The sequence below is a fragment of the Arthrobacter sp. TE12232 genome, from assembly GCF_054062615.1.
This window is the reverse complement of the sequence record NZ_JBSSFK010000001.1, coordinates 237,616-262,720: the sequence shown is the minus strand read 5'-3', so window position 1 is coordinate 262,720 and position 25,105 is coordinate 237,616. Positions and strand designations below refer to the sequence as shown.

The window sequence follows — 25,105 nt, the reverse complement described above, 5'->3', positions numbered from 1 at the left end:
CAGCTATCGTCCAGGCTGACGGGCCTCACACCCTCGGCCCACCCCCCATCCGCAAGGAGAATACTGTGACTGCACCCGCAGAATCCGGCATCGATATCTGGGACGACGACGTCCTGGTCGACCCCTACCCCACGTACGCCGCGCTGCGCGAGCAGGCCGGCGTCGTCCACCTGCCCAAGAACGACCTTTACGCTCTGACGCGCTACGACATCATCCGCGACGTACTCGGCGATCCGGCGACGTTCTCGTCCACCACCCTTGGCTTCAACCCGATGGTCAACGAGGCGCTGCAAGGCACCTCGCTTGCCTCAGACCCGCCCTTGCACACCCAGCTGCGCGCGACGCTCTCTGAGAACCTCACGCCCCGCGCACTGCGCGGCCTGAAGATCATCATCGACGAGAAGGCGGACAAGCTCGTCGCCGACCTCGTCGCCGGCGGAAGCTTTGAAGCCATCGACTCCCTTGCGCGAGCTTTCCCGCTTGAGATCGTCGCCGACCTCATCGGCTTCAGCGGACACGTCAAGGACAACATGATGCGCTGGGGGCAGGCCGCGATGCAGGTCATCGGGCCGATGAACCAGCGCACCCAGGAGAGCTTCCCGATCGCCGGCGAACTTTACGGCTGGTGCTCGTCAGTTACCGCCGGCGACCTCGCCCCCGGCTCGATCGGCCGCGGGATCTTCGACGCTGAAACGCGTGGCGACATCCCCGAAGGCTCCGCCGGGCACATCATCCACCAGTACCTCGGGGCAGGCGTCGATACAACGATCGCCTCGATCGGAAACATCATCGCCCTGTTCGGCCGCCACCCGGAACAGCTTGAGCTTGTCCGCGAGAACCTGGACCTGGTGCCTGCAGCCTTCGCGGAAGTGCTGCGCTATTGGGCCCCCGTGCACATCTGGGGCCGCACAACCACCCGCGAGGTTGAGATCGACGGAGCCACCGTTCCTGCGGGCGCTCAACTGGGCATCCTCTTCGGCGCCGGCAACCGGGACCCGCGGCACTACGAAAACCCCGACACCTTCGACATCAGGCGCAACCCGGTGGACCACCTCTCCTTCGGCTACGGACCGCACGGCTGTGCCGGCCAAGGCCTGGCCAAGCTCGAGGCCCACGCGATCATTGACGCTCTTGCCCGTCAGGTGAAGTCACTGTCCATCGCGGACGGGATCCGGGTGCCGAGCAACATCACGCGGAGTTTCGAGAAGCTTCAGGTCGTCAAGGTGGTGGCATCGTGAGGATCGAACTCGACCGGCCACGATGCGAGGGGCACGGCCTCTGCGAGGAAGCCGCGCCCCGGCTGATGCACCTCGACGATGACGGCCAGCTGGTCATCGATGCCCCGGAGGTTGACGGGGCCGACCTCGACGCCGCGAAGGCGGCCGTGAGGGTCTGCCCGGTCGCCGCGCTCCGGCTGGAGGCTGCATAACGGGGCGCGGGCCCGGCGTCGTCGGCAACGGCATCGCCGGGCTCACGGCGGCGAGTCACTGCGCTCTGCCGGCTTCGACGGCGGGCTGACGCCGGTCCTGCCGCCCCGGGACCGGCGTCGCCCGCCCGGGCCTGACGCCGCACAACAAAGTTAGGATTGATCCATGTCGACGTTGCGAGAAGCCCAGAAAAAGCTCACCCGCGACGTGATCGTGGAGCGGGCTCTCGAGCTTTTCACCGACAAGGGGTACGCCGCGACCACTATCGATGAGATCGCCGCGGCGGCCGGCACCACCCGGGTGACTTTCTACACGCACTACCCTTCACGCAGCGATCTGATGAGGGACTTCATGGTGCGCGTCAACGCGGTGCTCGACCGTGCGGACGGCCCGGGGAGCGGCTCTACCGCGGCCGACCTCGTCGACGTGGTGCGGGTAGGCGAGCTGCCGGGCATCCTGGCATGGCTGGAGTCGCGGGCAGCGCTCTGGCCGGTCTTCCGCCCATACCTCGATGTGCTCGAGGAGGCCGCCGCCGTCGATCGCGACGTGCGCGCCTTGGTCGAGGGATGGCATGAGGAGGTCATCTCCGACCTCGTCCGCGGAATGAAGCTCGCAGGGCGCTTCTCGGAGGAGACGCACCACATTCGCGGCACTCTGGCCTTCACCTCACTCGACTACGTCGCCACGCTCTGGACCCGACGCAAGTTTGAACCAAACCGCGAACACGCGCTCGAGGTGCTTGCCGATAACTGGTACCACCTGCTCTGCGACGAAGGCTGAACCTGGGCGCTGGTGTTCCTGGCTCGCGCGCAGTACATGGTGGTTCTCGATGGCACGATCGTGAACCTGGCAGTGCCGCGGCTCCAGATCGGGATGGGCATCAGCGACTCGACGCGTTCCTGGGTGGTCACGGCCTGCGCCCTGCCCCCTTGGTGCCTTCCTGCTTCTTGGCGGACGAATCGCGGTCTTCTGGGGCCGCAAGCGGACGTTCATCGTGGCGGCCGTCGGCTTTGCCGGGGCGTCCCTGATCGGCGGCATCGCGCAGCAGGCGCGGGAACTCATCGGCGCCCGTGCCCTGCAGGGGTATTCGCTGCGCTGCCGGCCCCTGCGGCCCTTGCCCTCCTGACCGTCGACTTTCCGGGCCGAAAGGACCGCGGCACGGCGTTCGCGATCTTCGGCTCCAACACCGGGGTCGGTGCCGCCGCCGGCCTCCTGCTTCCGGTGCTGTTCTTCGCCGTCGAACGTAAAGTCCGGCACCCGCTGCTGCCGCTGCGGGTCGATCGTCCACCTGGGCTAACCCGGGCCGGCGTCGCTGCCGCGGCGGTCCGGGGGCACTTTGGCGCGGACACGCCGTCAACCAGGGCGCCGGCGTCGAACATTGCCCTGAAAGTGCCCCCGGACGGAGGCAAGCGCGCACGAAAGCGGGAGGCCCCTCGCCGAGGGGCCTCCCGCTTTAGGATTGTTTAGCCGGCTCTCAGATCCACTTCGGGGCGGGGGGAACCGTCCCGGTGGTGGCTGCAGCGCCCGGCCCGGCGGCGGTGACGCCGCTGTTGCCGCGGCCGGCGGCCCATTCGACGACGGCGGCGAGCGGTCCGGAGACCACCGTGGGGGAGTCCGACGTCGCGTCCCCGAAGGTGAGGTCGCGGTCCGTGACCTTGACGACGAGGTCTTTGTCGGTGCCGCGGGTCGTCCAGGCGCCGGTGATGTCCTTCAGGAGCCGTTCCAGGACGGGCGCCGGGATGTCGTGGAAGGCGGCGCCGTTGTCCAGGTCCACGGCGTGCATCCAGACTTCGCGGCTGCGCATCCAGACCGTTTCCGTGGCGGGCACTTCGCGGCCCTGGATGGTCCGAACTTTGTGGTGCCACGCGTCCTCGGGCAGGTCCCGCCATTCGACGTTCAGGTGCACGGCCGAGTGGTCGAACAGGTGCCGCAGCGCGATCGGACTCAGCGTGGAGCCGAAGTCGATCTCGTGGTCCCGGACGTCCGTGGAGGCATACATCGGGGTCTCGACGCCGGTGGCCGCCCACTCGATGAGCCGGGCGATGGCCCGGGCGTTGTAGCCGATGTGCGCGGTGATGTGGCGGCGGGTCCAGCCCGGCAGCAGGGAATCGCCGTCGAGCTCCGTATCGGAGAGCTCGTTGAGCTTGCGGGCGAAGAACGCCGTGCCGCGGCGTGCCTGCAGCAGGGCCGCGAGCAGCTCCGGGTCCGTCGTCTGGTCGTGGCGGGCAACCATCAGGCTTCCTTGATGACGCGGTTCTTCAGCTGTCCCAGTCCCTCGATGGTGGTGACCAGGAGCTGGCCTTCCTGCAGGTAGCGCTTGGGGTCCTGGGCGTGGCCGACGCCGCCGGGGGTGCCGGTGGCGATGACGTCGCCCGGGTTCAGCGTGATGATCGTGGAGATGTAGGACACCAGGTATTCGGGGGTGAAGACGAGGTCGCCCGTCGGGGTCTGCTGCTGGATGTCGCCGTCGACCGCGGAGGTCATCAGCGGGCCGGCGGTGAACTCGTCCTTGGTGACCAGGGCCGGTCCGAACGGGGTGGACTTTTCCCAGGTCTTGCCCTGCAGCCACTGGATGGTGCGGAACTGGTAGTCGCGCATGGACACGTCGTTCAGGACGGCGTAGCCGGCGATGTGGGCCGGGGCGTCGGCTTCGCTGATCCGGCGCCCCTTTTTGCCGATCACGACGGCGAGTTCGGCTTCCCAGTCGACGGCGTCGGATTCCTGAGGGAGGGCCAGGTCATCGTTGGGCCCGATCAGGGATTCCTGGTACTTGGCGAACAGGGTGGGGAATTCGGGGACTTCCCGGCCCATTTCCTTGATGTGGTTGCGGTAGTTGTGGCCCACGCAGATGATCTTGCCGGGGGAGGGGACGACGGCGTCGAGGTCCGCTCCCTCGAGCGGGTGCGTGGCGCCGGCCGCTGCCTTCGCGGTGGCTTCCCAGTCCGGGGTGCGGAGGAGTTCTCCGACGTCGGTGAAGCCGTCGATCTCGGTCAGGGTGTCGCCGTCCTGGCGTACAGCCTTGGTACCGTTTTCAGTGCGGAGGGTGAGGAGTCTCATTACTTGGTGCGTCCTTCGATGTAGGTGCGGTTGAAGTTCAGCCGTTCGAAAATGGGGGCGTCGCTGAAACGGAACAGGTCAAACTCCGTTTGAGAGTCAGTTTCGGCTTGCAGGTCCGCCCGAAGGGACCATTGTGCCCAGGACGGGACGACGAAGAGGTCGCCCTTGGCCAGGGTCCTGGTTTCGCCGTTGAGGACCACGGAGCCGGTCCCTTCGAAGACCTGCCAGACGCTGGAGCCGACCTCGCGGACGGTTTCGGTGGTGGCGCCGGCGCGGAGCCGGTGGAATTCGGCCCGGATGGTCGGCATGACGTCCCCGCCGGTGGTGGGGTTGGTGTAGCGGACGGCGGCGTGGCCCTGGGACACGGTGGCCGGGTGGCCCTCGTCCTCGAGGAGGAGCTGCTCGGTCAGGGCCCGGTCCGTGTATTCCCAGCGGTACGCCGCGATGGGGGAGCTCGTGGTGTCATCCAGTCCGGAGAGCGGGCGCAGGCCAGGGTGGGCCCAGAGGCGTTCGGAGCGGGAGATGTCCGGCGTGGCCTCGTCGGTGACACGCTCGGTGCCGAACTCGAAGAACCCGGCATCGGCGTAGTGCACGAATGGGATGTCCAGGCCGTCGATCCAGGCCATCGGCTCATCGGTGTCGTTGTGGTGGCCGTGGAAGTTCCAGCCCGGGGTCAACAGGAAGTCCCCGCGGGACATCCGCACCGGGTCCCCGTTCACGACCGTCCACACGCCCTCGCCCTCGACGACGAAGCGGAACGCGTTCTGTGAGTGGCGGTGTTCGGGGGCGGTCTCGCGGGCACCGAGGTACTGGATGGCCGCCCACAGCGTGGGGGTCGCGTACGGCGTACCGGCCAGACCGGGGTTCGCCAGGGCGATCGCCCGGCGTTCCCCGCCGCGGCCCACCGGGACCAGATCGCCGGCGCGGGCGGCCAGCGGGTACAGATCGCTCCACCGCCAGACGTGGGCCACCGCCTTGGGGGTCGGCACCATCGGCATCAGGTCCGCGATCTCGGTCCACAGCGGGATCAGGTTCTCCCGGTCAAAATCCCGGTAGAGCTCCTTGAGCTGGGCGGCTTCTTCGGGCGTCGGCTCCGGAGCAGTATGCCCCGCGGCCACTGATTCATGAGTCGTGTTCTCGGCGCTGATGGACACGTGGGCCTCCTCGGTAGGTCAGAACAGTTCTTTGGCGTAGTTCGACTCTACGGATGTGGAGGTGTGACCCCCAACATATTCTGCCAGTCAGAATTTATGGATTGTTGCCCCGGGTGCCCGGCGGGGTACCCCGCTGTGTGCCCTGCCGCGCACTCGGCGCGCACTCAGTCCGGCTCGGCCGGATTAGCCGCGATGTCGATTTCCAGCTGCCGGCAGGTTTCCCGCAGCGCGGGGACGAGTCCGGCGTCGAAGACCCGGCGGAAGCGGGTCGAGGGAGTGGCGACGCTGAGTGCGCCGACGACGTGCCCGTGCCGGTTGTGCAGGGCAATGCCGAGGGCGCTCACCCCCTCCTCCGTCCCCTCGAAATTGGCCGCGAAGCCGTTGCTGCGGATGGACTCAAGCTCGCGCAGGAACGCCGGGTACTCCGCGGCGGGAATGGTGTCCCCGCCAATCTCGGCATTGTTGCTGCGAAAGAGTTGGTCGATCATGTGGGGTTCCAGTTCGGCGAGCATGGCCTTGCCGCCCGACGTCTTGTTGGCGGGCATGACCGTCCCCTGCCGGTCACCAACCCGCAACACGTTGTTCCCTTCCACCGTGGCCAGGAAGCGCACTTTGGTGCCCACCCGCACCATAAGGTTGACGGTCTCGTTCAGTTGCGCAGAGAGCAGCTCCATGTGCGGCTGGGCGAGCGAGCGCAGCAGCCTGGTCCAGCTCAGGCCCGCCGGACCGACCCCCATCGCCGCCCCGGGAACATAGCGGCGGTTTTCATCCTGCACGGCAAAGCCCCGGTAGACCAGCATCGCCAGGAGCCGGTGCGCGGTGGAGGGGGCTACGCCGAGCTCGGCGGCGGCGTCCTTGAGCCGCAGCGCGCCGCCGTCGCGGAGCAGCTGCAGGAGTTGCAGCGCATTGTCCACCGCCTCGATGGAATAGGTCGGCCGCTTTTGGACGGGCTTGCGGGTGGACTTGGCTGGCGGGTTGTTCTGCACATCAGAATTGTATTGTTGTTCGCCTGCAATCTCTATGACAGTAGTGGGATGAATCACACACCTTCCGCTGCAGCGCCGGAGCGGCCGACACCGGGTCTTCCCGGCCCCGTTACCGCTGATGGGCCTGCATCACGGTTCTCCAAAGGCTCGGCAGCGGCCGTCCTCGTCTGCTGGCTCCTGGTGGTCTTCGACGGCTACGACCTCATCGTCTACGGCACCGTCCAGTCCTCACTGATTTCTGAGACCGGCTGGGGCCTGAATAAGGCCACCGCCGGAACGATCGGCTCCATGGCCTTCGTCGGCATGATGATCGGGGCGATCTTCGCCGGACGCATGGCCGACTCGTGGGGCCGCCGCCGGACCATCCTGGGCTGTGCCATCGTTTTTTCGATCTTCACGATCCTCTGCGCGTTCGCGCCTAGTGCCCCGGTCTTCGGCGTCCTACGGCTCCTCGCCGGCATCGGACTCGGCGGGCTGGTGCCCTCGGCCAATGCGCTCGTGGCCGAACTCGTCACGCCCAAATGGCGCTCCACCGTCGCCACCCTGATGATGTCCGGTGTCCCGATTGGCGGATCCATCGCCGCCCTCGTCGGCATCCAGCTGATCCCCGCGTTCGGCTGGGAGTCCATGTTCCTGGTCGCCGTGGTCGCCCTGATGGTTGTGGTGCCGCTCGGAGTGAAATACCTTCCGGAGACCCTGACACCGGCCGGCGCCGCAGGCAGGGCCGTCCGCAAGGCAGCCGGGAAGGGGCATGCGGTCAACGAGCCGTCCGGCTTCTCCTCCCTGCTCCGCGCCCCGTACCTGGGGGTGAGTGTGCTGTTCGCCCTGGCAACGATCGCCACCCTGTTCGCCTGGTACGGCCTCGGCACCTGGCTGCCCAACCTCATGCAGCTGGCCGGCTACAACCTGGGCTCCGCCCTGACCTTCGCACTCGCCCTCAACCTGGGTGCCGTGGCCGGCTCGGTCATCACGGCCTGGGCGGGCACCCGCTTCGGTCCGATCCCGACGGCGATCGCCGCGGCCGCCGTCGCTGCCGGAGCCCTCGTGGTTCTTGTGAGCGGGCCGCCCGTCGGCGTCGTCTACTTCATGCTGGTCCTCGCCGGCGTCGGCACCCACGGCACGCAGTGCCTCATCATCGCCGCCGTCGCGAGCCACTATCCCGGACACCTGCGCGGAACCGCGCTGGGCTGGGCGCTGGGGACGGGCCGTATCGGCGCCGTCGCCGCACCCCAGATCGGTGGCCTCCTGCTGGCCGCCGGGCTGGGCGTCAATTCCAATTTCCTCGCCTTCGCCGGTGCAGCCGCCATCGCCGCGGTACTGCTGGCCGCCGTCGGCCTCAAACTCAAGTCCAAACTCTCAACCTCACCCTCACTCACATCAACAGGAGCAAGCAATGTCTGAGCACGCCACGTCCACCGATGTCCTCGTCATCGGAGGGGGAATGGCCGGACTGGCCGGAGCCCTCGCGCTGCGTGAAAACGGCGCCAACGTCACTCTCGTGGAGCGGGCCCCTGAGTTTGGCGAGGTCGGCGCAGGGCTGCAGATGGCCCCGAACGCCTCCCGCGTCCTGCGCCGCTGGGGCCTGCTGGAAAAGGCGCTTGAAATCGGCGTCCAGCCCAAACACCTGGTCTTCCGCGACGCCGTCACCGGCGAGGAGCTCACCCGCCAGACCCTCGGCGGGGAATTCGAGGAACGCTACGGCGCGCCGTACGTCGTGATCCACCGCAGCGACCTGCACCGGGTCCTGCTCGAAGGCTGCGAGGCGGCGGGCGTCAAGCTCGTCAACGACGTCATGGTCGAGAGCGTTGAAACCGTCAACGGCCGCGGCGTGGCCCACACCGCAGCGGGCGTGGACTACGAGGCCGACGTCGTGATCGGCGCCGACGGACTCAAGTCCACCCTGCGTCCGCTCGTGGCCAACGATGAGCCCGTCCCCTCGGCCTACGTCGCGTACCGCGGCACCGTCCCGATCACCGAAAACACGCCCAAGGCCGACCTCGAAGACGTCATCGTCTACCTCGGACCCGACTGCCACCTTGTGCAGTACCCGCTGCGCAAGGGCGAGCTGCTGAACACCGTGGCCGTTTTCAAGTCCGCCTCGTTTGAACGAGGCGAAGAGCAGTACGGCGGTGTGGACGAGCTGGAGGCCGCGTACAAGGATTGTGTCCCGGCCGTTCAGGAAGCGCTCAAGAACCTGGCCACCGGCATCCGCTGGCCCATGTACGACCGCGATCCGATCGAAAACTGGGTCGCCGGCCGAATGGTGCTGATGGGCGACGCCGCGCACCCGATGCTCCAGTACCTCGCCCAGGGCGCCTGCCAGGCGCTCGAAGACGCCGCCGTGCTGCAGGATGCCACCAACGGCACCGTCTTCACCGCGGAAGGCGTCAACCCGGACGCCTGGGACGGCGCGATCAAGGAGTTCAATGACATCCGCGCCGGCCGCACGGCCCGGGTCCAGCGCACCGCCCGCGTCTGGGGCGAATCCTGGCACGTGTCCGGACTGGCCCGGACACTGCGCAACCTGCTCTTCAAGAGCCGGAAGGACAACGACTTCCAGTACAACGACTGGCTGTACGGCCAGGACGGCGACGGCGTCCCGGCCGTCCGTGAGGCCAGCTCCAGCCTGACGGAGCGGATTTCCGCCTGACGTTTAAGCCAGGTCAAGAGCACGAGGTGCGGACCTTGTCCGCACCTCGTGCTTTTGGCTGTGCGCGCGCGTGAACTGCTTGTGGATTTAGCCTACGAGGGCGCGGGTGTGGTCGTTGAGGAACATTCCGCGGGGGTCAAACTCCCGGCGTATCTGGATGAAGGTGTCGAGCTCCGGGTAGAGACGCTCCAAGCGGCTCCTCGTCATGAAATGGATCTTGCCCCAGTGTGCACGCGGCTCGAATTCCTGCAGCAGCGCATCTGCATCCCGGAAGAAAGGCCAGTAGTCAGTTCCAGGTTGAGTGGTCAGGGTAATGACAGTGGTGTCGCGTCCTTGGAACTGGGACATGTACCCTTCGTCGGCCTTCACCCAGCGGACCTCTACGGGGTACTTCTGGTCCGGATGCTTGGTGCGGATCAGGTCCTGGACAGCCTCGACGGCCTCCAGGCCGTGCCGGCTGGGAACGAAGTACTCGAGTTCATGGAACTGTGTGGTGAACCCGCCCGGGTAGATGCGGTAGGACCGGTCCAGCCGGGCACCCTCCGTGCGGGAAACTTCACGGTCGTCCTGGATCCGCGCGATGTTGTACCGCTTCGTGTAGCTGCGGTTCGCCATGTTCTGGTCAGGCGAACCGGGGAGGTCCAGGAGCTCACATGAATCGTTGTCCGGGCACCAGAGGAACGAGTAGTGCCTGTTCGCGTCGATGTCGGCCTGCCAGGTTGCCGCGGTCTCCGCCCACGTGGGATACGTAATCTCCTCCTGCAGGTAATAGCGGTCCTCGACCGCCAGTTCGACCTCCAGGAAGATTCCGAGGGTGCCCAAAGCGACCTGGGCGGCCCTGAGTTCGCGGAGTTGCCCTTCACCGATTTCGACGATTTCGCCGTAGCCGTTGATCAGCCTGACCCAGCGCAAGGCGGAGGAGAAACTGCCCAGGTTCTTTCCGGAGCCGTGGGTGCTGGTCGCGAGTGCGCCGGCGATCTGCTGCTTGTCGATGTCGCCCTGGTTGCCCAGTGCCAGCCCCTGTTCCCACAGCGGATCGCCGAAGGCGTTGATGGTGGTGCCGGCCAGGGCCCTGGCGCGGCGCCGCCCGTGGTCGGTTCCGGTGATGGCCGAGAGTGCGGACATGTCCATCAGGACGCCGCCGGTCTGAACCAGAGGAGAGGAGGAATGTCCTGAGCCGACCGCGCGGACGGGCAGGCCCTCGCGGATGGCGAACCGGACGGCGTCGAGCGCTTCTTGTTCATTCCGGGGCCGGACCGTGAAGGCCGGTGTGGCGCTCTGGTTTCCGCCCCAGTTGGTCCACGTGACGTCCGTCCCGAAGGGAGCGGACGGGGTCGCCGCACGTGCCGACGACACGGCCTGGGAATGATTCGTGGTGGTCATTGCTGAGCTCCGATGCTGGTATCAACGCTCACGCGCTGTGGTTGATCATGACGTGCTTGGTCCGGGAGTAATCGTCCAGGGCATAGAGTGAGAGGTCGCGGCCATAGCCGGATCCTTTGAATCCGCCCCACGGAACCTCGCAGGCCAACACCAGGTGTGAATTGACCCAGACGGTGCCGAAATCGAGTTGCTTCGGAATGCTCAGCGACAGGCTCGAATCCCGCGTCCACACCGAGGCAGAAAGGCCGTAGGGGCTCTCGTTGGCCCGGGTAATGGCCTCGTCAGTGGTGCTGAAGGACTCGATGGTGACGACGGGACCAAAGATTTCGTGGGTAGCGATATGGGCCCCGGCCGGCACGTTGCTGATCACTGTGGGTTCAATGAAGTAGCCGGTACCTTCCAGTGCCGAGCCGCCGATGGCCACCTGAAGACCCGCATCCTTTGCCTCGGCAAGTGATTCCTTCACGCGTTCGAAGTGCGGGCGCGAAATCATGGGACCGATTTCCACGTCGTCCCCGGCGCCCGGGGCGCCGACGACGAGCGTGCCGACTTCGCGCACCAGGTGCTCGGTAAACTCCTCAGCCACGGATTCGTGGACCAGCACGCGGCAGGCGGCGCCGCAGTCCTGGCCGGCATTCCAGAAGCCGGCGTTTCGCACGCCGGCGGCGGCGGCGCGGAGGTCGGCGTCGGGGAAGACCACAACAGGGGCCTTGCCGCCGAGTTCGAGGTGGACGCGCTTAACGGACTTGCCCGCGGTCTCCGCCACCGCCTGTCCGCTGACGACGCTCCCCGTCAGCGCAATGAGGGCGATATCAGGGTGTTCGGCAAGTCGCTGCCCAACGGTTCGGCCTTGACCCGTCACGACGTTGAGGATTCCATCGGGGATGCGTCCAGCCACAAGTTCCGCCAGCTTCAGTGTCGAGAGGGGAGTCTGTTCGGAGGGCTTGAGGACGATGCTGTTTCCGGCGGCCAGGATGGGCGCGATCTTCCACGCGGCCATCAGCAGCGGGTAGTTCCAAGGGGTAATGACGCCGACGACGCCGACGGGTTCCCTGAGGATGACCGAGGTGTGTCCGGTGGCGTAATCGCCGCCCGCCATAGACGTCAGCGTGCGGGAAGCTCCGGCCATGAATCGGAAGGTGTCGATGGCGCTGGAGACATCGTCCTCCGCGACGGTTCGCGGTTTTCCGGTGTTGGCGGACTCGATGAGTTCGAATGCTTCACGGTTGTCTTCAATGATGTTGGCGATCAGCGTGAGCACCTCGGACCGTTCCTTCGGCGTCGTGGCGCCCCAGGACTTCTGGGCCGCCACGGCCGCCTCGACCGCAACGTCCACATCCGCAGCCGTGCCGGCCTGTACTGACGTGATGACCTGCTCCGTGGTGGGGTCTACGACGTCGATGAGCTGAGTCGAGGAACCGGGGACAAACGTTCCACCGATGAAGTGCCCCGCGGGCGGCAAAATGCCGGCGCAGCTTTGCTCGGAGGAAGAGCGTCGGACTGTGAACTGCTTGATGTCTGTGAGTGTCATGATAATTGGCCTTTGTTTTCTGCGCCGATGTCGGCGCCGGGAGTTTGTGTGAGTGCGGGCCGCAGATGCCCGGGGTGGACGTTACGTCTGCGGCGCCTCAACCAGGTCAGTTGCGAATGCGGGCGACTGAAAGGGGACGGCAACGCCATCCGGCGTCTTCCGGAACACGCGTGCCGCAACGTAGTAGAGGGGTGCAACCACCACCAGGCCAACAATCCAGGAGAGGTCCACGCCGTTCATCGCTGCGGCGACAGGGCCCGTGAACATCGCGGTTGCCGAGAACGGAACCTGGATCAACGCGCCGGCCACATAGGCTCCGATCGCAATCCAGTTGAACCTTCCGTACACTCCGCCGTCGCGCTTGAAGAAGTCTTCAACCCTGTAGTCGCCGTGACGCAGCAGGTAGTAGTCCACCAGGTTGATGGCCGTCCACGGAACCAGGACGTACATCAGGAAGGAGAGGAAGTTCGTGTAGAAGAAGATGAAATTGTCGCGTGCGAACAGGGAGATCAGGAGGGCGAGCGTGAAGAGGAGGATCGCCGTAATGGTCCGGGTCTTGGCGCGGGGCAGCCAGGCCGGCTTGAACGTCTGCCCGATGGTGAGGCTGCACAGCACCCCGCAGTAGAGATTCATGGCGTTCGACGCCGCAACGCCGAGGCAGAAAATGCCGATGACCACCATGGTCCATGGCCCAAGGAGGGCACTGAGGCTCCCGACTATTTCGACGGCGCTGCCATCGGTGATCAGTGTCATGGCGAGCGTTCCCACCAGGGCGCCCAGGACCATCGGGAAGAGTGTTCCCAGGACGCAGCCGGAGTAGGACGCCCAGAACGCCGGGGCCGAGCCGGTGCCCTGGGGCATGTAGCGGGAGTAGTCCGAGACGTAGGGGGCGTAGGCGAGTTGCCAGAGGGCGGAGACGGAGATGGTGGCCATGAAGCCCACCCAGTTGAAGTTCCCCTGGGTCAGGAAGCTGGCCGGCAATCCGTGGACGGCCAGGATCCAGACGAAAGCCAGCACCAGCGCCAGGCCGGCCACGATGCTCAGGAAGCGCGCATAGGCGTGGATGAGCCGGTACCCGAAGATGGTGGCAACCACACTCACGACGCCAATGACAATGATGCCTCCGTCAACACTGATGCCCGGGCTGACCGCGGCCAGCGCTTCGCCTCCAAAGACGAGGTTCGCTGCAAAGAATCCGACGTACATGATCACCACGATGGCAACGATCAGCAGCGCCCCGTACGAACCGAACTGCCCGCGGGTCTGAATCATCTGCGCCACGCCCAATTGCGGGCCCTGTGCCGAATGCAGGGCCATGAAGATGCCGCCGACGAGGTTTCCAATGATGATTCCGACGATGGCGGGTACAAAGCTGAGGCCGAACACCGTGGTCGCGAGTCCACCGGTCACGATCGTCATGATCATGATGTTGGAACCGAACCAGATGGTGAAAAGGTCGCGGGCCTTGCCGTGGCGCTCGTCGGCAGGGATGGGTTGAATGGTCTTGTCTTCGAGCCGGGGCACGTCAGCCGTGGCGCGAGTGGGTCGAGCGCTCATGATGCATTCCAGGAGTACATGGGAACCTCTTTGTTCTGTCCCGGCACTTCGTCGAGCACGGGATCTGTTGTATCAATCATTCGTGACTTTTGTCACAGTGAGAATCCGGCGATTGAACAGTTGCCGTAAACCTCTTCATACATATGTACAAATCAGCCGCGACTGCCCGGCAATTGCGGCTCAAACGGTGGCCGATTCCAGCTGTTGGGCGACGTTGGCGGTGGCCTTGCTGCGGTTCACCATCAACGCCAGGAGGTCGAAGACGAGGGTCGCCGCGGCGACTGTGGTGATGTCTGCGTGGTCATAGGCCGGAGCGACCTCGACGACGTCGGCGCCCACGATGTTGATGCCGTTCAATCCGCGGAGCAGCGCCAGCAGCTCGCGGGAGTGGAGCCCGCCCATTTCCGGGGTGCCGGTGCCCGGGGCGTAGGCCGGGTCCAGAACATCGATGTCGATGGAGACGTAGACCGGGGTGTCGCCCAGCCGCTCCTTGACGCGCTGGATCGCGGCCGGAACCCCGATGACGTCCAGGTCAGAGCAGCGGATGATCTGGAAGCCGAACTCGTGGTCGCGAAGGAAATCGTTGCGGTCGTAAACCGGGCCGCGGATGCCCACATGCATCGACCTGTCCTCGACGAGCAGGCCTTCTTCGAAGGCCCGGCGGAAGATGGTTCCGTGCGTGACCGGCTGGTCGAAATAGGTGTCCCACGTGTCCAGGTGTGCATCGAAGTGGAGCAGGGCCACCGGGCCGTGGACCTTGTTCAGGGCCCGCAGCATCGGGAGCGCGATAGTGTGGTCGCCGCCGATGGAGATGAGCCTCTTGCCGGAGCCGGCGTCGCCGAGGAGCGGGAGGGCCTGCTCCTCGATCTCACGGACTGCGCGGGCGATGTCATACGGGGTGCAGGCGATGTCGCCGGCGTCGACAACCTGGGCTTCGTACACTGGCTCGACGTCGAGCTCCGGGTGGTAGCCGGGGCGCAGGAGCCGCGACGCTTCACGGACGGCTGCCGGACCGAAGCGGGCACCCGGGCGGTAGGAGGTGCCGCCGTCGAACGGGACACCGACAATCGCAATGTCGTAGTCAGGGACGCGGTCGATCTGAGGAAGCCGGGCGAAGGTGCCCAGGCCCGCGTATCGGGGGACTTTCGTTGCGTCGACGGGGCCGATTGGCTTGTGTGCGGTCATGACAGGGATCCTCCGGTTGCTTTGGTTTCCGGCAGCCCCGCAGATTTCTTCTCCGTGCCGGGCATCTGCGCGGTTGCTGCTACCTCCACTATTAGTGATCTGCGTCACGGCGTATATGCGCAGATTGACTACAAATAACCGAGGGGTTTATACATGTGTATAAGCGGCTTGGGGGCGGCCTCCGCACTCATGAACAGGAACCGCGCATGGCGATCACCGTGGCCGAACTGCTGGCCGAACCCCAGTTGGGCCTGAGCCTTCTGGCGGGGTCCGCCGGTCTGGGCAACAGGGTCACGTGGGCCCACACATCCGACCTCCCGCGGCTGTGGGAATGGGTCACCGGCGGCGAGCTCATGATGACCAACGGGCTCTCCATCCCGGCGGATCCCACGGGGCAGGTTGAGCTTGCCGAGGCACTGGTCAACGCCGGCGCGAGTGCCCTGGCGATCGGCGAGCAGATGCATGCCCCTAAACTGCTTCCCGAGTTCTTCGAAGTCTGCGACCACCTGCCGTTGCCGGTCATCAGCATCCCCTACCCGCTTCCGTTCATCGCCATCGCACGTTCGGTCGCTGAGGCTTCGTTGCTTGAGGAGTCCCGAAAACTGCGTCAGACGGCTCGTATCTATGACCTCCTTCGGCTGGCGGGGCCCTCTGACGACAACTGGTTGAGCTTGATCGCCGGTATCGAAGCCGAACTCGACGCGAGCCTCTTCGTGGTTGATCGACGGTGCCTGCATGCCTGGCATCCCGGAGGCCGGTCGTTGCCGCCGGAGCTCAGGCGTGACCTTGAACCGCTGACGAGCAAGTCACCGGTGGCCAGCAAGAAGTTCCAGTGGCACCGCGTGGGGGACCGTCACCTTCTGATGATGGATATTCCGACGCACGCCAATGCGCTTCTGGTGGTGCTGCCGAAATCCGAGCCGCTCCCGGATGCGGTGGTGCTGCTTCATGCCGCCACAGTCCTTGGGCTGGAGCTATCGCGGACGGTTCTGTCGCTCGAGAACCAGCGCCGGCTGGGTGCCGAGTTCCTTGTGCAGGCCTTTGATGGACGCCTGGGCATAGCCGAGATTGAAAGCCGGCTGCCTGAATTCGGGATTACTTCACGGGAATTCCTCATCATGTCCATATCCAGCGACGACGGTGAGGCGCTGACGGGGATTCACGTCGATTTATGGCGACACGGCTATCCGACGGCGTGCCAGCGCAGGTTCAATACTTTGCATCTGGCTGTCGCCTCAGACTGCACCGACGATCTCCTGCGGCACGTCGTTCCCTTGAATGTGAAGATCGGGATCAGCCGGCCTTCCGCGGCCGCCGGTGCGCAGAGGGCCCTTCAGGAATCGATGTGGGCGCTTGGGACCGCATCAAGCACCGGCGAGCGGCTGGTCCGCTATGCCGAGGGACCCTCCTGGCTAGGACTCACCAGCTTTGAGGAAGGCAACGCACTGGTACAGCGGCTCCTCGGACCCATTTTCCAGTATGAACAGGGAGAAAATGGGGACCTCATCGTCACGCTGAAGACCTTTCTTGACACGCAACGGTCCTGGCAGAAAACCGCGGCTGCCCTGTTCGCGCATCGCCAGACCATCATTTATCGCATCCGGAAGATCAGTGAGCTGACAGGCCTTGATATGACCGAAACCTCCACGCTGGCGCAATTGTGGTTTGCCCTGCAGATCCACGAAGCCATGGATCTCCAAGGCAATCCGCGGCAGAAGAGGCCGGCCGGCTTCTGAAACGCAACGGCACCGACCGGATGCCGCGCCAGGAGACGGCAGGGAGACGGTCGTGATGTGGACGGCCGGTGGGGCGTTGGCTCGCGGCCATTAACCTGGTTCCCTGCGTGGTTTGCCGTCGCCCTGGTCACTGTTGGTTTCATTCAGGCTCCGGGCCAGCTGGTCATTGAGCCTATTGACCTGGGCAGTGAGGCGGGCAAGCTCGTCGTTGCCGGAGACTTGGTCGGCTTTCGTCCGTGAAGCGGTTGCGGCGGTCACACTTTCAACCAGCCAGGAGGACACGGCTGCCGTGACCATGCTCAGGACTGCAAACCCGCCGACCATCAGTGCGGCCGCAGCCCACCGGCCAGGAACGGTGACGGGGTAATAGTCGCCATAACCGATCGTTGTGATGGTGACCACCGCCCACCACAGGGAGTCGCCCATCGTGGTGATATTCGCGTTCGGAGCGCCCTTTTCGAAACTGAGGACGCTCAGGGCAACGGTGTAGATCAGAAGGACGGCCGAGGCAATGACATAGGCCATGACGCGCGTTCGGATGGCGGTGCCCGGGGCCCGGTCCATGACTTTACGTAAGGTGAAGGGCCGCAACAGCCGCAATGGCCGCGCTACCGGAAGCACCACCATGAGCAGGTCCATAGGGTGGCGGATGAACCATCGGCCCCGGTGGGGCGCCAGCACCAATTTCACAATGTAATCGACGCCGAAGGCAGCCCACGTTGACCAGATGACCAGTGTCAGAAGGGTGGCGTAGGGGGGCGGCGGTTCGACAATGACCAGGATGGAGTAGGCCGCCAGGAAAAGAAAGGCCGCACCGACGAGGGGCCACTCGGAATACTTCTGCCACGTCTGAAGCGTCATGGCTGAATCGTAGGACTTTGTTCAACGGATGTCCTTACGAAATTGCCGCCCCTGTTCTTTCGGCTGTTCGCGCCTTTCGGGTGGTGGCGGGCGCCAGCCCCGTCCTTTCCCCGAACCGACTGCACCCTTACCGGCCGTGGCCCGTGACGGATGAATCTCGCTTCATTGGCCGGCCGACAACTCCTGGAGGGCCATCTGCGCAACGCTGACAACCGGCTCCGGCAGCGGTACATTGGGCTTCTCAGGTGCCGCTCCGCTCTGTGCCAACAGATTGGCAATCAGATTGGCACGGCACGATTCCATAACCGGCGGAGGCGACACGCCATGGCGGAAAATCAGGGCAAAGACGGAATCGGACGCGCGGGCGCGCGTCAAGACGAGGCGCACAATCACAACCTTGCCAGCGAGCTGGGAGTTGTCGAGCAGAACATCCTGCTGCGAATCCAGGATTTTAATGATCCGCGCCAGGAATGGCGGCGGCTGTTCTCGGAGTTTTACGGCACATTTCTCCTCGTCATTGTCGCGGCCGGGGGTGGAATGATGAGCCAGGCCTTCCCCGGTGTCATCAGCCGCACGGCGGCCGTGGTGGCCCCCGGCCTGATGGTGATGGGGATCATCCTGTTCATGGGCAAAATCTCCGGCGCGCATCTGAACCCTGCGGTCAGCTTCGCGTTCGCGCTCCGCGGTGACTTCCCGTGGCGCCGGGTGCCGGGCTACATCGTCGTTCAGCTCATCGGCGCGACGCTTGCCTGCCTGCTGCTGCAGGCCGTGATCGGTGTCTCCGCCACGTACGGTTCGAACTATCCGGCGGCGGAGTCTTCGGCGGGCGCCGCGTTCTGGATGGAGACACTGCTCACGTTGGTGCTGGTCAGCGTCATTCTGGGAACCGCCTCCGGGGCTCAGAACATCGGATTGCTCGGGGCGTTTGCAGTGGGCGCGTACATCGCGGTGGCCGGACTGTGGGGCAGTCCCATTTCCGGCACATCGATGAATCCGGCACGAACGTTCGGGCCCGATCTCGCAAGCGGCAATTTCGCCGACTACTGGGTGTACGTCGCCGGGCCACTGGCCGGCGCAGCGGCCGCCGTCGGTATCGCCTTCATTTTGCGTGGCGCGGGCGGCGGGAAGTCGGGTTCCGGGGCCGCGCAGGGAGCCCTCTTCACCGAGACCGCCAAAGAGGAGAAACCTTAACGGTCGGTGGGGGCATTTTCCCTCCGCTCCCGGTTTTGCCCTGCCATGACGCACTGCCCGTGATGCTCCAGTAGATTGTCGGAGGGAAAAGCCGCTTTTTGGAGCGAACGACAGGGGAGCAGCGTGAGCAAGTCGATCAAGAGTCCGGCCGGAGCCGATGGAGACTTCTCGGCCAAACGAGCCGCCGCCCCGGCGTATCCGCAGCTGCGGCTCAACAGCGAGGCCCTCGACAGCAATATCCGGGTCATGGCCGAGTGGTGTCGCGAGAGGGGTGTGGAGCTGGCACCGCATGTCAAGACAACGATGTCGGCACCGATCATCGAACGGCAGGTGGCTGCCGGCGCGGTCGGCGTAACTGTCGCCACCGTGGACCAGGTCGCTTCGGCACTGGAGTGGGGACATGTCCGCGTTCTCGTCGCCAACGAGATCGTCGACACCTTCGGACTACTGCGTGTCCGAACGTGGCTGGAGGAGGATCCGGCCCGGGAAATCCGTTGTTTCGTCGACTCGGCGGCTGGGGTCAAAGCAGCGGCGGCGGCGTTCGACGGCGCGACGGTCGCCCTTGAGGTGCTGATCGACGTGGGAACTCCCGGCGGACGCACCGGAGTCCGCGGCGTGGGCGAGGCCCTGCGCCTGGCCGGGCTGGTCCGTGCCACCCCGGGCCTGAAGCTGGTCGGCGTCGCCGGCTACGAAGGCGTCGTGCCCAACAGCAGGGCCGAGGATACGGTCACGGCGGTTGACCGGCACTGCCAACTGGTACGGGACACCTATCTGGAAGCCGCGACGTACTTTGAGACCGCCACGCCCATCTACTCCATGGGCGGTTCCGCGTTCCCGGACCGCGTCATCGCGTTCCTTCCTGACCTCGGCGAGGTGCCCGGAACCAGGACTATTCTCCGATCGGGGTGCTATGTGACCCACGATCACGGCACGTACGCCGCCGTCAGCCCCGTGCCGGGTCTCATTCCCGCGCTTTCGGTTCGCGCCGTCGTCCTGTCCACCCCGGAAGAGGGGATCGCGGTCGTCGGTGCGGGCAAACGGGATCTTCCGTACGACGCCGGACTGCCGAGCTTTTTGTCGGCCCGAACGGCTGACGGTGCGACGAAGACCGGCGCAACCGCAGCGGTGCGAAATCTCTTCGACCACCACGCAGTCCTTACCGGCGTGACCGGTCTGGAGGTCACGGATACCGTGGATTTCGGGATATCCCATCCCTGCTCCGCGTTTGATCGCTGGCCCGAATACGTCGTCACGGACGGGGACGGGCAGGGCCTCGACGTGTGGAGCACCGACTTCCGCCGATCCTCGCTGGCGCCGCACTCCTGACTGCGGCGGTCCTGGCTGCGGCGCTCACGCACGGAAGCGCCCTCGATACGGGAGGGCGTTGATCCGTTGCGGAACCCCTGTGCCCGAGGTGAGCCGCGAGGCGGGGGTATATCTGGAATAGGGGTTTTGGTTTAGCGTGTCCCTCATGACGGACATTGCGATCACCGTTCTTGTCCTTGTCGTCGCTGTAGCGGCGTTCGTCTGGAACCGGTTGCCGGTCGAGATTGTTGCCCTCGGTGTGGCCCTGGCCCTGCTGGGAACCGGTGTGATCAGCATGGAGGAAGCATTCTCCGGCTTCGGCAGCGCAACGGTTGTGCTGATCGCTGCGCTGTTCGTGGTGGCTGAAGCCATTGACGCCGCGGGGATCACCACATGGCTCGGGGGTCTGCTCGTCCGGTTCGCAGGCACGAGCCGGGTTCGGCTCGTCCTGCTCATGATGGGCATCACCGCCGTGTTGACGGCGTTCATTAGCGTCAACGGGGCGGTCGCCGCGCTGCTGCCGATGGTAGTGGTCCTTGCCGTCCGGCTGGGCCGCCGCCCGGCGCAGCTACTGATGCCGATGGCCTTCGCCGCCCATGCCGGGTCCTTGCTGGTGCTCACCGGTTCGCCGGTCAACATCCTGATCCTCAATGCCGCCATGGAATCAACCGGACACGGCATCGGGTTCTTTGAGTTCGGGCTCGTGGGCTTTCCCCTGCTCGTGGGTACCATGGGGCTGGCCGTCTGGCTCGGGCCCAAACTGCTGCCGGATCGCAGCCCTGATGCGCTGCCTAAGGACCTGAGTTCCCACGGGGACACGCTCCTGCAGCACTATCTGGGCGATGACCAGCTGACCAGGCTCCGGATCCCGCCGGATTCGGCCCTCATCGGCCTCCCCACGGCTGACCCCCTCGCGGAGCACCCCGCAGGGCTGCACCTGATCAGCGTGCAACGCCCCAGCGGCAAACCGGTGCGCGCGGACGAACTTTCGGCCGGGGACCAAATCATCGTGCGCGGTGATCAGCAGCTCATCAACGAATTTGCCACCGCGCATGCGTTGGAACAAACCGACGGCGCCACGTGCGGGCTGATCAGCCGATCTTACGGCGTGGCCGAAGTGGTGGTCGCGCCCCGGTCAAATCTGGTTGGCACCGTCGTGTACCCCGGTATGATCACTGCCAGCGGTGCATTGGTGGTCCTTGCTCATCAGCGTCCGGGGGACCAGCTGTCCCGGGAACGCGCCACTGTCGCTGCAGGTGACATGATGCTGCTCCAGGGAGCCTGGTCCGCGCTGGACAAACATACGGTGGACCACGATGTGATGCTGGTGGATTCTCCTGATGCGATCCGGCGACAGACTGTCCCTTTGGGGCCGGGGGCCGTTCCCGCCCTGATCGTCCTGGCCGCGATGGTCATCATGCTGTCCACCAGCATTGTTCCGGCCCCCGTTGCCGCGCTGTTGGCCGCCATGGCCATGGTGGTGCTCAAAGTGGTCACACCCGCTCAGGCGCACCGTTCGATGGCGTGGCAGACCCTGATCCTTGTGGGGGCCATGATTCCGTTGTCTTCAGCCATCACCAAGACAGGTGCCGCGAGCATGATCGCCGACGGCATGGTCGCCGTCATCGGAGGTTCCGGCCCCCTGTTGCTTCTGGCGGGCATTTTCGTGGTCACGGCGGTCCTCGGGCAGCTGATCAGCAATACCGCCACGGCGTTGATCATCATTCCGATTTCGTTGTCAGTTGCGGCCGAGGCTGCGATCAACCCCATCACGGTCCTCATGTGCGTCGCGGTCGCCTCGTCGGCCGCACTCTTGACCCCCGTATCCACACCGGCCAACATGATGATCATGCAGCCCGCCGGATACCGGTTCGGCGACTACTGGAAGTTTGGTTTGGCGGTCATGGCGCTCTATGCAGCAGTCGCGATTCTGTTGGTCCCCGTGTTCTGGCCCGCCCATGTTCTCTAACACACGGCAACATCCCCCACGACGTGGCAGGAACCGGAGGGGTCCCGGAACTGCGGGCCCGGCCCCCGGGATCTCCATGGCCGCGGCCGCCGGGGGTCTGGCGGCAGGGCGCGTCACCGCGCGGGCCGCCAACATCGCCCGCGATCTGTGCAACGCCCCGCCCAGCCACCTCACGGCGGCGGATCTCGGCGCGATTGCCAAGGACCTGGGGTCACGGTTCGGGTTCGCAGTGGAGGAGTTCGACAAACAGCAGCTGATCGACCTCAGCTGCGGCGGACTGCTTGGTGTCAATGCCGGCAGCGCCCAGGAGCCGCGCATGCTCAAGCTCACCTTCATGCCCGACGTCGAATCCACCGGGCACCTGGGAATGGTCGGCAAGGGCATCATGTATGACTCCGGCGGGGTAAGCCTGAAGCCCAGCGACCCCATGCACCTGCTTATGAAGATGGACATGGGCGGTGCCGCCGCCGTGCTCGCGACATTCACCGCGCTGCGCGAGCTCGGGGCCTCCGCCAAGGTCACCGGCTTCCTGATGTGCACCGACAACATGCCGTCCGGCTCGGCCTACAAACTCGGCGATGTCCTCACCGCCCGCAACGGCACCACCATAGAGGTCAAGAACACCGACGCGGAGGGCAGACTGGTCATGTGCGACGCGCTGACATTGGCCGTGGAGGAGGGCGCGGACGCCATCGTCGACATCGCCACGCTCACCGGAGCCTCCTTGATGGCGCTCGGGCAATTGACTGCCGCGCTCTTCGGCAATGATCAACTGCTGGTGGACAGGCTGCGGGATGCTGCCGCCCGCACCGATGAGCAGGTCTGGCAACTGCCGCTGGAGCCCCAGTACCGCAAGCAGCTTGATTCGGACATCGCGGACATTTCCAACCTCGGCGGAAAGTACGCAGGGGCCACCACCGCCGCGCTCTTCCTCGCCGAGTTCGCGGGAGACACACCCTGGGCCCACTTGGACATCGCGGGCACTATGCAGTCGGATACCGACGACGTGTGGCGTTCGAAAGGCGCCACCGGCTTCGGCACCCGCACCCTGATCGAGCTCGCCCGCAGCTTTACTCCGGTTCGGGCCGCGTCTGCTGCGGCTTCAGCTCAACCTTCAGCCGAGTAGCGGGAGACGGTTACCGTGTTCCGCGCCCGCCATGGCCCGACGGAGAAGTGTGCTTGAGCTGGTCGCGGAGCTGATGCCGCAAGCCATCGGCCTTGCGGCCAGTCCGCTCCCGCTGATCGCGGTGCTCCTGATGGTCCTGTCCCCGAACGGTCGGGGCAGGAGCATCGGCTTTGCCGTGGGCCGGGTGCTCGGGGTCCTCGCGACGGTGATTGCAGTGGCCGCCCTGTCCGAACTCGTCACACAAGGATCCGGCGGGTCACGAATCGGCGCCGTCATCCGCCTCGTGTTCGGGGTGGCGCTGGTCTTCCTGGCCCTGACCAAGGTCCGCTCACGGCCCCGGGGGTCCGCCGAACCGAAGACCCCCGGGTGGATGCAAGCCTTGGACGACATGCCGCCCGCGAAGGCTCTGAGGACCGGCTTCCTGGTGACCGTGATCAATCCGAAGGAACTGATCTTCGGCCTCGCGGCCGGTGTCGTGATCGGAAGCTCCACGCTCCCGCCCGGCGTGCTTGCCGCAGCCGTGCTCATCTACACGGCGATCGCCACGATCACCGTCGTGGTCCCGGTGGTGGCGTATCTTTTCCTCGGTGCCCGCGTGCGCGGAGTGCTGGAACCGGTCCGGACATGGCTGGTTCGCTACTACAACATCATCATCGCGGCTGTGCTCGCCATTATTGGCGTCGTGATGATCGGCAAAGGCCTCGCGGGCTTTTAGGCGGTCCCGCAGCTGCCCGCACCGCCGGTCAATCCTTGAGGTGCCGTGTGAGCACGTCAAATTCCTCGACGCCAAGGATCTGCATGTGTTGCTCGGCGCTGGTCTCCGAACGGATTCTAGCCGCAGCTTCCGCGCTGCCGGCGAGGGCTTCCTCGTCCGCCCAGAGCGTGATAGACAGCGACTTGTTGTCCTTCCCCAACAGGTAATAGATGCCAAGGCACCCCGGCAATGCCAGCACCCGGTTGACGGTGTCCTCTGTGGGTGCCCCCGAGCTGTCAGGGCCTGGCTGATAGGTGCTGACGCGAGCGAACATGTCCATCCTCCTAGATACGTGAGAGTCGGAGTGCCTGCCGCTCACGCCCTTTAACAGGGAGACGCACCTTCATGATTGGCGGTCCTGGTGAGCGCTGGCCTGTTCCCCTCCCACCAGTAAGGACCAGGCGGCCTGGATGCACAAGGGAGAAATACTTGCCGGGCGCCCGGCAGGCAGGATCCGGGGAGGGCGCCGGCAGGCGACACGGAAGGCGTGAGCTGTGTAGACAGGGCCGCTCACGCGCCGTCGCTGGCGGATCCGCTACGGAAACGGACACATGACGACGAAAAGGTCCGTCGCTACGCGGATCCGGGCAGCGCCGGACATGTTGCATGGCGGCCGTCCGAAAACATGGCGAAAACGGTGCGTGGAAGACACGGGGCCGGTTTCGCAGGGTAGGCAGACGCATCCACGACGGCGCCGCCCGGGTGCAGCGGGTACGAAGGCCCTGTCCCGTCGCCCGTGAACGGTGGGACGATCCGTAGATAAGCACCAGGACCCATTCGCCGCTTCAGGCGCGCGGCGTGACAGAACGGTCGCGCCGATTGGACGGGTCCGACGAGGAGGTTCTGATGATCACTGCCACGATGGTTGTAGCCACGATTCCGGTCACGGACCTGGAGAGGGCCAAGTCGTTCTACGGCGATATCCTCGGCCTGACATTCTTGTGGGAGACCCCTGCCGGAGTCCGGTTCCGTTGCGGAGCCGCCAGCGAGATCTCGATCTTCAAGCGCCCGCCCGTCACGACGGAGCACACCCTGGCCCATTTCGAGGTGCAAGATATCGAGGCCTTGGTCCAGGACCTGAGCGCGAAGGGCGTGGAATTCCTGGACTACACCGAAGGCCCCCTGGTGACGACGGGCCACATCGCCCAGCTCGGCCCCGCGAGGGCTGCGTGGTTCCATGATCCTGACGGCAACACCCTCGGGCTTCGCCAGGGGTAGAACCAGGGCGGCAGG

At 65.5% G+C, this 25,105-nt stretch carries 23 protein-coding genes; 13 read left to right on the top strand and 10 right to left on the bottom strand.

The window, feature by feature from the left end:
• Positions 1-65 precede the first annotated feature (65 nt).
• The 4 genes from ACVWZ7_RS01140 to ACVWZ7_RS01125 all read left to right on the top strand — a co-directional run bounded on the left by ACVWZ7_RS01140 (position 66) and on the right by ACVWZ7_RS01125 (position 2,553).
• Positions 66-1,238, top strand: coding sequence for a cytochrome P450 (locus ACVWZ7_RS01140; protein WP_456506644.1), 1,173 nt, complete (start codon positions 66-68; stop codon positions 1,236-1,238).
• Entirely contained in the window at positions 1,235-1,429 is a 195-nt protein-coding gene (locus ACVWZ7_RS01135; RefSeq protein WP_116765869.1) for a ferredoxin, read from the top strand. The genes ACVWZ7_RS01140 and ACVWZ7_RS01135 overlap by 4 nt, the downstream gene beginning before the upstream one ends.
• A 163-nt stretch (positions 1,430-1,592) precedes the next feature.
• Entirely contained in the window at positions 1,593-2,207 is a 615-nt protein-coding gene (locus tag ACVWZ7_RS01130; RefSeq protein WP_456506643.1) for a TetR/AcrR family transcriptional regulator, read from the top strand.
• 214 nt (positions 2,208-2,421) lie between these two features.
• Complete coding sequence (locus tag ACVWZ7_RS01125; protein WP_456506642.1) at positions 2,422-2,553, top strand: hypothetical protein; 132 nt, start codon at positions 2,422-2,424, stop codon at positions 2,551-2,553.
• A gap of 348 nt (positions 2,554-2,901) precedes the next feature.
• On the opposite strand, the gene ACVWZ7_RS01120 is transcribed toward ACVWZ7_RS01125, so the two are convergent.
• The 4 genes from ACVWZ7_RS01120 to ACVWZ7_RS01105 form a co-directional block, all read right to left on the bottom strand.
• Positions 2,902-3,660 (bottom strand): maleylpyruvate isomerase family mycothiol-dependent enzyme, encoded by a 759-nt coding sequence (locus ACVWZ7_RS01120; protein ID WP_456506641.1) that lies wholly within the window; start codon positions 3,658-3,660, stop codon positions 2,902-2,904.
• Entirely contained in the window at positions 3,660-4,484 is an 825-nt protein-coding gene (locus ACVWZ7_RS01115) for a fumarylacetoacetate hydrolase family protein (RefSeq protein ID WP_456506640.1), read from the bottom strand. The genes ACVWZ7_RS01120 and ACVWZ7_RS01115 overlap by 1 nt, the downstream gene beginning before the upstream one ends.
• Positions 4,484-5,638: a cupin domain-containing protein gene (locus ACVWZ7_RS01110; protein WP_456506639.1), complete on the bottom strand. Its 1,155-nt coding sequence runs from the start codon at positions 5,636-5,638 to the stop codon at positions 4,484-4,486. Before ACVWZ7_RS01110 ends, ACVWZ7_RS01115 begins: the two co-directional genes overlap by 1 nt.
• A gap of 164 nt (positions 5,639-5,802) precedes the next feature.
• Positions 5,803-6,624, bottom strand: coding sequence for an IclR family transcriptional regulator (locus ACVWZ7_RS01105; protein ID WP_456506638.1), 822 nt, complete (start codon positions 6,622-6,624; stop codon positions 5,803-5,805).
• A 48-nt stretch (positions 6,625-6,672) separates the two neighbouring features.
• Here ACVWZ7_RS01105 and ACVWZ7_RS01100 point away from each other — a divergent pair, with 48 nt between their 5' ends.
• Positions 6,673-8,025, top strand: coding sequence for an MFS transporter (locus ACVWZ7_RS01100; protein WP_456506637.1), 1,353 nt, complete (start codon positions 6,673-6,675; stop codon positions 8,023-8,025).
• Positions 8,018-9,274, top strand: coding sequence for an FAD-dependent oxidoreductase (locus tag ACVWZ7_RS01095; protein ID WP_456506636.1), 1,257 nt, complete (start codon positions 8,018-8,020; stop codon positions 9,272-9,274). Before ACVWZ7_RS01100 ends, ACVWZ7_RS01095 begins: the two co-directional genes overlap by 8 nt.
• 87 nt (positions 9,275-9,361) lie before the next feature.
• Here the strand turns inward: ACVWZ7_RS01095 and ACVWZ7_RS01090 are convergent, their stop codons facing one another.
• From ACVWZ7_RS01090 to speB, 4 genes are all read right to left on the bottom strand, one after another.
• Positions 9,362-10,657, bottom strand: a complete 1,296-nt coding sequence (locus ACVWZ7_RS01090) for a D-arabinono-1,4-lactone oxidase (RefSeq protein ID WP_456506635.1) — start codon at positions 10,655-10,657, stop codon at positions 9,362-9,364.
• A gap of 28 nt (positions 10,658-10,685) precedes the next feature.
• The gene (locus tag ACVWZ7_RS01085; RefSeq protein WP_202615775.1) at positions 10,686-12,188 is read right to left on the bottom strand and encodes an aldehyde dehydrogenase family protein; all 1,503 of its coding nucleotides are present in this window, start codon (positions 12,186-12,188) and stop codon (positions 10,686-10,688) included.
• An 81-nt stretch (positions 12,189-12,269) separates the two neighbouring features.
• Positions 12,270-13,745 carry a purine-cytosine permease family protein gene (locus ACVWZ7_RS01080; protein ID WP_456506634.1) on the bottom strand — a complete coding sequence of 492 codons (1,476 nt, stop codon included), beginning with the start codon at positions 13,743-13,745 and terminating at the stop codon, positions 12,270-12,272.
• A gap of 180 nt (positions 13,746-13,925) precedes the next feature.
• On the bottom strand, positions 13,926-14,930 hold the full coding sequence (speB, locus tag ACVWZ7_RS01075; protein WP_116765861.1) for an agmatinase: 1,005 nt from the start codon (positions 14,928-14,930) through the stop codon (positions 13,926-13,928).
• Between the two features lie 206 nt (positions 14,931-15,136).
• Between speB and ACVWZ7_RS01070 the strand changes: the two genes are divergently transcribed.
• Positions 15,137-16,666, top strand: a complete 1,530-nt coding sequence (locus ACVWZ7_RS01070; protein ID WP_456506633.1) for a PucR family transcriptional regulator — start codon at positions 15,137-15,139, stop codon at positions 16,664-16,666.
• Positions 16,667-16,756: 90 nt separating this feature from the next.
• Here the strand turns inward: ACVWZ7_RS01070 and ACVWZ7_RS01065 are convergent, their stop codons facing one another.
• Positions 16,757-17,527, bottom strand: coding sequence for a potassium channel family protein (locus ACVWZ7_RS01065; RefSeq protein ID WP_456506632.1), 771 nt, complete (start codon positions 17,525-17,527; stop codon positions 16,757-16,759).
• Positions 17,528-17,851: 324 nt separating this feature from the next.
• On the opposite strand from ACVWZ7_RS01065, the gene ACVWZ7_RS01060 reads away from it, so the two are divergent.
• The 5 genes from ACVWZ7_RS01060 (at position 17,852) to ACVWZ7_RS01040 (ending at position 23,833) form a co-directional block, all read left to right on the top strand.
• Positions 17,852-18,718, top strand: coding sequence for an MIP/aquaporin family protein (locus ACVWZ7_RS01060; RefSeq protein WP_456506631.1), 867 nt, complete (start codon positions 17,852-17,854; stop codon positions 18,716-18,718).
• A 123-nt stretch (positions 18,719-18,841) separates the two neighbouring features.
• Positions 18,842-20,044, top strand: coding sequence for an alanine racemase (locus ACVWZ7_RS01055; protein ID WP_456506630.1), 1,203 nt, complete (start codon positions 18,842-18,844; stop codon positions 20,042-20,044).
• A 145-nt stretch (positions 20,045-20,189) separates the two neighbouring features.
• The gene (locus ACVWZ7_RS01050) at positions 20,190-21,992 is read left to right on the top strand and encodes an SLC13 family permease (protein ID WP_456506629.1); all 1,803 of its coding nucleotides are present in this window, start codon (positions 20,190-20,192) and stop codon (positions 21,990-21,992) included.
• Between the two features lie 76 nt (positions 21,993-22,068).
• Positions 22,069-23,118, top strand: a complete 1,050-nt coding sequence (locus tag ACVWZ7_RS01045; RefSeq protein ID WP_456506628.1) for a leucyl aminopeptidase family protein — start codon at positions 22,069-22,071, stop codon at positions 23,116-23,118.
• 49 nt (positions 23,119-23,167) lie between these two features.
• Positions 23,168-23,833 (top strand): GAP family protein, encoded by a 666-nt coding sequence (locus ACVWZ7_RS01040; RefSeq protein ID WP_456506627.1) that lies wholly within the window; start codon positions 23,168-23,170, stop codon positions 23,831-23,833.
• Positions 23,834-23,861: 28 nt separating this feature from the next.
• Here the strand turns inward: ACVWZ7_RS01040 and ACVWZ7_RS01035 are convergent, their stop codons facing one another.
• Positions 23,862-24,146, bottom strand: coding sequence for a hypothetical protein (locus tag ACVWZ7_RS01035; RefSeq protein ID WP_456506626.1), 285 nt, complete (start codon positions 24,144-24,146; stop codon positions 23,862-23,864).
• Between the two features lie 572 nt (positions 24,147-24,718).
• Here ACVWZ7_RS01035 and ACVWZ7_RS01030 point away from each other — a divergent pair.
• Positions 24,719-25,090, top strand: a complete 372-nt coding sequence (locus ACVWZ7_RS01030; protein WP_133247480.1) for a VOC family protein — start codon at positions 24,719-24,721, stop codon at positions 25,088-25,090.
• Positions 25,091-25,105 lie beyond the last annotated feature (15 nt).